4 protein-coding genes are annotated in these 8,932 nt (G+C 45.7%); all 4 read right to left on the bottom strand.

What is annotated here, in order from left to right; genetic code table 11:
* Positions 1–1,404 (bottom strand): sulfatase family protein (locus WBA23_RS19540; protein WP_424583963.1); only part of this gene is annotated, 1,404 nt, incomplete at its 3' end.
* Positions 1,405–2,139: 735 nt separating this feature from the next.
* On the bottom strand, positions 2,140–4,536 hold the full coding sequence (locus WBA23_RS19535; protein WP_424583962.1) for an ABC transporter permease: 2,397 nt from the start codon (positions 4,534–4,536) through the stop codon (positions 2,140–2,142).
* A gap of 80 nt (positions 4,537–4,616) precedes the next feature.
* Positions 4,617–7,067: an ABC transporter permease gene (locus WBA23_RS19530; RefSeq protein WP_424583961.1), complete on the bottom strand. Its 2,451-nt coding sequence runs from the start codon at positions 7,065–7,067 to the stop codon at positions 4,617–4,619.
* Positions 7,068–7,175: 108 nt separating this feature from the next.
* A partial coding sequence (locus tag WBA23_RS19525) for an FtsX-like permease family protein (RefSeq protein ID WP_424583960.1) occupies positions 7,176–8,932 on the bottom strand: 1,757 nt, incomplete at its 5' end.

Raw genomic sequence — 8,932 nt, 5'->3', positions numbered from 1 at the left:
GACCATCTGAGTCTTCATAGATTCCATAATGGGGGCCACCTCCGGGTCAAAGGCTAGGTTGCGTACACAATATGGATCAGTGCTAATGTTATAGAATTCTTCGGTAGGGCGCTTACCAAAATTCATCTCCCAATGCTTTTCCAGGCCAGAAGTTTGCCGATGATCTAAAATGAAGGTTTTGGTAGGGCTGCCGTCGGTGTTTAGATAACCAGTTTCAGGATTACCCGCCGGCCAACGATCGGGTTCGTAGTTTCGGACATACAGATAATCGTTTTTAACAATTCCTCGAATAGGATACCCTCCGTCGTTCGGTCGGCCAATATCGTGGCGTTCCTTGCCGATCAATACATGGTTCCACGCAGCACTATCATTAGGTTGCTGCTCGAAGAAATAAGTAATACTGCGCCCTTGCATAGCCTGCATCTCACTTTCGTCAGGCGAAATATCTGCTAGTTGCGTCAGCGTTGGAGCAATATCGATGAAACTAATATATTCCTCTATTTCGGTTCCGGGTTGCTCAATACCCGCGGGCCACATAATAGCAAAGGGTAAATGGTTCGATAACTCGTACGCTTGCCCCTTCACCCGAGGAAAAGGCATTCCGTTGTCAGCGGTTACAATGACAATCGTATTGTCCAACTCTCCTGCTTCTTCCAGCATATCCAACATTCTAGTTAAATGCTGATCGAAGTATTCAATTTCAAAGGCATAATCCAGCATATCGGTACGAATGGTATCATTCTGAGGCCAAAAATCAGGTACTTCATCAATGTCGGACAACTGCTTACCACCTTTCTCAATTCCAGCACCATACTCGTAGCGACGGTGAGGTTCAGTGGAGCCGTACCAAAAGCAGAACGGTAGTGAGTCGGGTTTAGCCGTCAGAAAATCTCGAAAATTCTCAGCGTAGTCATTATTGCTAATGTACTCAGCGGGCGGATCGATTTTTTTGTCATTAAACGCCGGGCCAGTTAGCTCCCGTTTCTTACCATTTCGCTCACCAACCTGACCGGGTGCCCATCCCTTGGCAGTATGCCCTACAAAGTAGCCATTGTCGCCCAAGCTTTCCATGAAAGTGATGAATTTATCCGGAAAGTACGGAACATGATTAGCGGCCTCTTCCAGTTGCCACGAATTACGTCCGGTAAGAATACAAGCCCGAGAAGGCGAGCACTTTGCGTTGGGGGTGTACGCATTCATAAATAGCAACCCATTTTCAGCCACCCGATCGAAGCCCGGAGTATTTACCCAAGTGCAACCGTAGGCACCCATGTGAGGAAAGGAGGCATCATCAGCAATAGCGAACAGAATATTGGGGCGAGCCTGTTCAGCTTCGGAAGCATCCGTTTGGCAGGCTCCTACTATAATACCCAGAAAAGCCAGGCAGCAAAGTCGTTGTAGCATAGTAATTATTATCAGCGTAGGGCAGCAAGATAAAGAAAAAATAAAGACCATATCAATTTGTAGAATCAACATGCGAGATAACCTAAAGGAAAATAGGCATAAAAATCACTTAGGTAAGAAAGGCAGTGGCTACTGGAAGTTTTGTCCGAGGAGGAAAAAGATATTTATTGAACGAATGAGAAATTTCGTGGCAAATACCGTATTGCTACCACTCGCGCCCTCTGGTGGAATTATGGAGACAATGCTGCTTATTTTGTAACCATCTGCACCAAAAATTGGGTGCATTATTCTGGAAAGGTTATTCAGGGTAAAATGCAGTTGTCAGACATTGGTCAGATAGCTCACACCTGCTGGCTGGCTATACCCGAACATTTCCCGTTTGTCAAATTGGGAAATCATATCATCATGCCGAACCATATCCACGGGATCATCATTATTGATAAACAAAACGTAGGGACACAAAATTTTGCACTCCTACCACCAACAATACCGACCAATACCCCAAAAAATAAATTAGGGCCACAATCCCAAAATTTGGCATCCATTGTACGGGGGTTCAAAATTGGGGTTACCAAAACAGCCCGACAGGTTCAACCTGATTTCGCCTGGCAATCCCGGTACCACGATCACATTATCTGCAACAAAAAATCATTTCATAATATATCAGCGTATATCGCAAATAATCCGCGAAAATGGCAGGAAGATAGGTTCTTTAAAATTTGACCCTCTGATATTCTATTCGCTCCGTAATGAGTCTACTGGGTTGGCTAAAGCCGCTCGAGTGGTCTGGAAACTGACCGTCACCAGAGCGACCAGCAACGATAAGAACCCGGCAAAGATAAACACCCACCAGCCGATGCTGATACGGAAGGCAAAGCCCGCTAGCCATTCTTGCAACAGATAATAGGTAACCGGAACCGAAATTAGAAAAGCAAGCAGAACAAGTCCGACGAAATTTTTGGATAAAACCGCTAACAACTGTACCAAAGAAGCCCCCAAAACCTTGCGGATACCGATTTCTTTAATCCGTTGCTCGGTAGCAATGGAAGCCAAACCGAATAACCCTAAGCAGGCAATGATGATAGCCAGAATAGCAATAATGGATACCACTTTGCTCATTTGCTCGTCGGTCTGATACAACTCCTCAAAGTGTTCATCCAGGAAAGAATACTCGAAGGGGCGGTCAGTAATTAGTGATTCCCAAGTGCCCTGCACGGCGGCAATGGTCTCCGCTACATGATCCGGTCGGACTTTTACCGACAGTTCGCTAAACCCCCATTCGGGGTGCACGTGGATAGCTAGCGTATTAACCGAATGGTGTAACGAGTTATAGTTAAAGTCCTGCGTTACCCCCACAATGGTACCCAGCGTATCATTATCGTACCAACCAAAACCAAACTGTGCTCCCACTGGGTCTTCCAGTCCTAGTTTCTTCGCCAGCGATTCGTTGATAATAAAGCTAAAGCCAGCATCATCGGCGTAGTCGCGAGAAAACGCTCGTCCTTCTTTCACTTGAATACCGTAAACATCCAGGTAATCGTAATCAACGTTCACCTGAGAAATAGTTAGTTCGTGCAGGGAAGTGTCGGTTTTTACTTTTCCCCCGGTTTGGTGAAAGTTGTTGCCAATCCGCTGGCCGGAAGCGGTTACTCCAACTATCCCCGGTTGAGTGAGCAGCTCATTTCGGAGTGTTTCGTACTGTTCATTGGCTTCGTTGTTCATGGGGATTAGCATCATTTGCTCCTTATTAAAGCCAACATCTTTGCTCTTCATAAAATTAAGTTGCTGCGTAGCTAGCACCGTACCCACAATTAGCGCAATCGCGGTAGCAAACTGTACCACTACTAGGCCACTTCTCAGCAGCGATTTTCGATTCAGGCTTTCCATTCTCCCCTTCAGCACTTTAGCCGGTTGGAAGGAAGAGAGAAAGAAGGCTGGGTATGAACCCGAAAGCACTCCTACTAGAAAGGCAACAACCAGTACACCGGCAATTACCTCAATATGATCAAGGATAGACAGCAGCGATAGTGAACGATTGGAAATAGCATTAAGGTAAGGAATAAAAGCCGCCGCAATCAGCAACGATACTACCAAAGCAATGAGCGTTAGCAGCACTGATTCTCCCAAAAACTGCCCAACAAGCTGCTGTTTCAGAGCACCAATCGATTTGCGAATGCCTACCTCCTTGGAGCGGTTAGTGGAACGCGCGACTGATAAATTCATGAAGTTGATGCTGGCAATAATCAGCACGAAAAAGGCCAGAATGGAAAATGTTTTGATGTACGCACCATCAAACTTACGATAGTTCTGGTAGTCGTGCTCAATATCCATCGACCCTAAATGCACCTCGGAAAGAGGTTGCAAAAAAAGTTCGTAAAACGATGCGCCTTCTTCACTCATGTGAGACAGCAAGAACTCAGGAAACTTACTCTCCAACTGCTCAATATTGGTTTGCGGGGCTAGTACCAAATACGTGACCATGAAGTTGCTCCCCCACTGATCGTTAAACTCAGGACGCTCCTGCGTAACGGTGTTGATAGAAATTAGCGCCTCAAACTGTAGGTGGGAATTCTCCGGCACGTTCGCCAGTACTCCGGTTACCTCGTAGTTGTCATCATTAATCACCAGTTGCTTTCCTAAGACTTCACCACTACTAAAAACCTTATTTGCCGTTTCTTCAGTAACCACAACACTGTTCGGCTTATCCAGCACCGTGTTCGGGTCACCCTGGAGCAGTTTAAAGTCGAAGACTTCTAAGAAGGTAGAGTCTACGATTGCGGTACGGTCAATCACTAGTTGTAAGTCTTCTTTTTGGTACAGCAGATTATCCCACACCCAAAAGCGGGTAAAGTTGGTAATCTCGGGTATCTCATTAAGTAGATTTGGCCCCATACCGGGCATGGACAGGGCTACATTCTGCGGACTCATTCCGGGGAACGATTGTACCTCATCCAGCCGATAAATCTGCTCTTTTTGCTGATGAAACGCATCAAAACTCAGTTCATCGGAAATAAATAAGAAAATCACCAAACAAGCGGCCATCCCAATAGCCAGACTTAGCACATTGATGAGTGAATACACTTTATGGCTACGTAGGTTACGTAGGGCAATTTTAAGATAATTCTTTACCATGTTATGGTGGTTAAAGGTAGAAGGTAGAAGGTGAAGCAGAGTAAAGCAAAACCCCTCAACCTTCTACCATCTACCGCTATTTATTCATTACGTAACGAGTCTACCGGGTTAGCAGTGGCGGCGCGGAGCGACTTATAGCCCACTGTGACTAGCGCAATTAACATTGAGACTACGAAAGCCAGGATAAAGTACTCTGCGGTAAGTGGGATTTGGTACACAAACGTCTCCAACCAAGCTTGCATCGCAAAGTATCCTAGAGGAGCCGCGATGACGAAGGCCAGTAGTACCAACCAGGCAAATTCTTTGGTGAATAGATATAAAATGTGGCTGACCGTAGCTCCCAGTGTTTTCCGCACTCCTACTTCCTTGCGGCGTTGTAGCGCTAAATAAGAAACCAATCCGTACAGTCCCATACAACCAATGATGATGGATAAGAAAGCGAACAATCGAAAAGCCTGGTACATTACGTCTTCAATCACGTAAAAGGCGCCGTATTTAAAATATTCATCCAGCGACATCGCCGAATAATAAAAATCAGGGTACAGTTCCTTCCAGCTTTCTTCTACGAACGAAAGTTGCTGTATTGGTTGGGGACTAGCCAGTTTCACTGCGGCCATCCACACGTGTTCGCCTCGGCTATGCAGCATTAAGGGGTGAATTTCATCTTGCAATGGCGCGTTAAAGAAATCGTCTACTACTCCAACGATAGTTACCTCTTCCTCATTGGAATTTAGTACTATCTCACCAATAGCTTCTTCTGGACTGCTAAAACCTAATTTGGCAACTGCCTTTTTATTGAGTAGTGTGTTATAACTATTGCTAGAGTCAGCCGCCAGTACTCGATCTTCCTCCCGTAGGTTGCGCCCCGCTAGTAACTGAATGTTAAAAACAGGCAAATACTGACTATCAATTCGCTTCTGTTCAATACCAAACCCTTCTTCTTTATCTTGAGCCAGACGACGAATCCCAATCCAACTGTTGCTGCCCGACATGGGTGGACCGGTGCAGAAGCTTACATCAGTTACCGCCGCCTGAGAAATAATCTTATTACGGAAAGTTTCTAGGTGCTGATCTTCCTGTTGGGGAATAAAAACCACGGCCACGTCGTCTTTGGCAAACCCTAAGTCGCGCTCCTGCACGTAACGCATCTGGCTGGCTACTACAATGGTACCGATAATCAGAAGTTGAGAGATGATAAACTGGGTAACCACCAGGGTTTTGCGCAAAGAGAACTTTCCAGCAAACCCAGTATTTTTAGCAGTAATAGACTGCTTTAAGGCTTCGGTCGGTTTGAATCCGGCTAAGATGCGCGCCGGATAATAACCCGCCAGAAAGGTTACCACTACAATGAGTCCAATAAGAAAATAGATAACGCTCTCGTCTAGCCTAAGTCCGTAGTCGACTACTACGGATAAGTATTGATTAAAGGCATCGGTAAACTCTTGGGCGAGGGCTACGGCTAGCAGAGAAGCTACCGCCGCAATGATGAAGGTTTCGCCCATAAACTGAAGCACAATTTGTCGCTTACGACTACCCAACGCTTTACGAATACCAATTTCTTTCGCCCGATTTATAGATTGAGCAGTGGATAAGTTGATGAAGTTGATACAAGCCGTAAGCAGTACAATCAGCCCCATGGTAATGAATGCAATGATCAAAATCTGAGGAGTAGCGTAATCAGTACCGCCGTAACGCTCATCGGTATGCACCTCGGGTAAGGGTTGAAGGTGGAAGCTCCGCCGGACCGCCCGGTCATCGGTATAATTCTTTTCCACTAATATGCCCAAACGACTTTCTAATTGGTCGGCAGCGTATCCTTCGGGCAGGGTTACAAAAGTAGCCCAATCCGAACTACTGCTTCCCCATTCGTAAATCCAGCCTTTATTACGGCTGATATAATCCTTTAGAGGCAGTAGCATCCGGAAAGCAACATTGGTATTGCGCGGCACATCTTCTAGTACCCCGCTAATTTGGAAGGGCCTGCGGTCTACCGTCAGCATTTTTCCTAATAGCTGCTCGTAATTCCCCTTGACTTCACTACCGAAGAATTTATCGGCTAGCTCTTGGGTAATCACTACTTCGTCGGGTCGGCTGAGCAATCCGGCAGCCTGTCCGGCTAGCAGTTTGTAGTCAAATGTTTGTAGGAAGTACTCATCGGCGTAATAAACATTATCTTCCTCAAACAGTCGAGGTGCTTGCCCCTCCTGCTCTATTTTCACGGTAGACTCACCGTCTATCAATGCTTGGGTAGCCGATTCTATCTCGACAAACTCTTCTCGCAGGGCTTCGGCCATTGGGAACGCTACATAGCCTTGGTAATCGATGCCGTTCTCCGTCACGTATTGGCCTACCACCCGATAAGTGCGATCCGCTTTTTCGTGCCAAGTATCGAAACTATACTCGTGCTTGATAAAGGCATAAATAGCAATACAGCAAGCCAGACTCAGCGTTAAACCCAACACGTTGATGATGGTGCTGAACGAGTTACGGCGGAAGTTCCGCAGGGTGGTGATGAAGTAGTTTTTAAGCATAGTTTGTTCAATTAGCAATGAACAGTGTGCAATGTGCAGTTAAGAAAGTTATAAAAATTGTTCCTTGCACATTGCTAACTGCGCCCGGCGCCCGGTTCACTGTAAAAATTATTCACTTCTTAAAGATTTTACCGGATTCGCACTAGCGGCCCTAATTGCTTTCGCTCCTACTGTGAGTAAAGCGATAGCCAGTACTAACCCGCCCGCGATCAAGAATATGAACCACTGAATCTGGGTGCTGAACGTAAAGTTGCTTATATATTCTTTCGCCAGAAAATAAGCCAGGGGCCAAGCTACTAGATTAGCTACGGCGATAATTTGCAAATACTCTTTATAGAATAGTTGAACAATTTCTGCATTGGTAGAACCCAGTACTTTACGAATACCAATTTCTTTGCGACGCTGGTCGGTTGCAAACGAGGCCAAACCTAATAAGCCTAAACAAGCGATGATGACGGCTAATACTGAAAAATAGGTAACAATAGTGCTAAGTTTTTCTTCCGCTTGGTATAATTGGTTCAAGTCGTCATCTAAGAAGGAAAAAGTAAACGGTTGGTCCGGGGCCATCCTAGACCAGGTTTCTTCCAGGTGGCTTAGTGCTTCTTCTCGTTGCTCGGGATCAATCTTTACGAATACGTAGTTATAAAGCGGAAGCAGCGGGGCAAAGAACGCTCCGGCCGTAGAACGGTACAGGGGTTCGAAGTTAATATCATCTACCACTCCGATAATTCTCTTTTCTTGATAATCTTCATCCGGAAAGGCCAGATTGATGCGAACCGTCTGCCCTACCGGCTCACCTACCAAATTCAGTTCTTTAATGGCCTGATGATTAATGATAATGGCTTCGGTAGAGTCAGTAGTGAAACTGGGATCAAAATCTCGACCCGCTTCTACCTCAATACCCATTGTTGCTAAGTATTCAAAGTCAATATTAATAGCAGCCATATTCACCTGTTCCTCTCCGTTCATCTGGTCGGTTTTGACCGGTACAATTGGGCGTAATCCACCGGGCACGCTGAGTGATGCCGCAGCGGATAGAACACCAGGATGCTGGCTCAACTCTCGCTTAAACGTATTGAGCTGATTGGTTACAGCGTTATTAGCGTTTTGAATAACAACTACATGTTCTTTCTGAAAACCTAAGTCTTTATTTTGCAGGTAGTCAATCTGACTATAGACGACCCACGCCCCAATAATCAGTACAATGGAAACGGTAAACTGAAATACGACCAATCCCTTCCGTAGCCAAGGCGAGCTATTCATCCCTACTGCCAATTTACCCTTAAGCACTTCGGCGGGTTTAAAGCCGGATAAGAACAGCGCGGGGTAGCTACCCGATGCCAATCCGGTAAATAGAATTATCAGAATTAGACCAAGGCCTAGATTTTGATCTAATGTAAGCGTCAGTTCTTTCCCCGAAAGCTGGTTAAAGGCAGGCAGTAGTGCTTGAGCTAATAATACCGCAATTAGTGTAGCTGCTACTACCAACAGTATCGATTCGCTCAGAAACTGCTTAATAATCTGCGACCGTTCGGCTCCCAATGTTTTACGCAACCCTACTTCCTTGGCCCGCCGAGCCGAACGAGCGGTGGCTAAATTCATGTAGTTTACAATGGCGATAACTAGGACGAACAGGGCGATAGCTAAGAAGATGTAAACTTGGGTCATACTGCCATTGGGCGTTAGCTCATTCAGCAGATTAGAATGCTGATGAATATCGGTAAGAGCCGTCAGTGAAGCTTTCCGTTTTATATCCTTTGGTGATAGATTCTTATCGTTAAGTGCATCAATTTGAGCGGTTACTTCTTTTGGAGAGGCATTGTTCTTAAGCAAAAGATAAGTATACCAACCATCATTGTTCCAGC

Source organism: Tunicatimonas sp. (assembly GCF_049647865.1).
Lineage (GTDB): Bacteria > Bacteroidota > Bacteroidia > Cytophagales > Cyclobacteriaceae > Tunicatimonas.
The sequence above is the reverse complement of the archived record's forward strand: the minus strand, read 5'-3'. Positions and strand labels throughout refer to the sequence as shown.

What these genes read in the sequence shown, in the direction of transcription:
- WBA23_RS19535 (WP_424583962.1), bottom strand. Translation starts at nt 4,536, where the DNA reads ATGGTAAAGAATTATCTTAAAATTGCCCTACGTAACCTACGTAGCCAT.
- WBA23_RS19530 (WP_424583961.1), bottom strand. Translation starts at nt 7,067, where the DNA reads ATGCTTAAAAACTACTTCATCACCACCCTGCGGAACTTCCGCCGTAAC.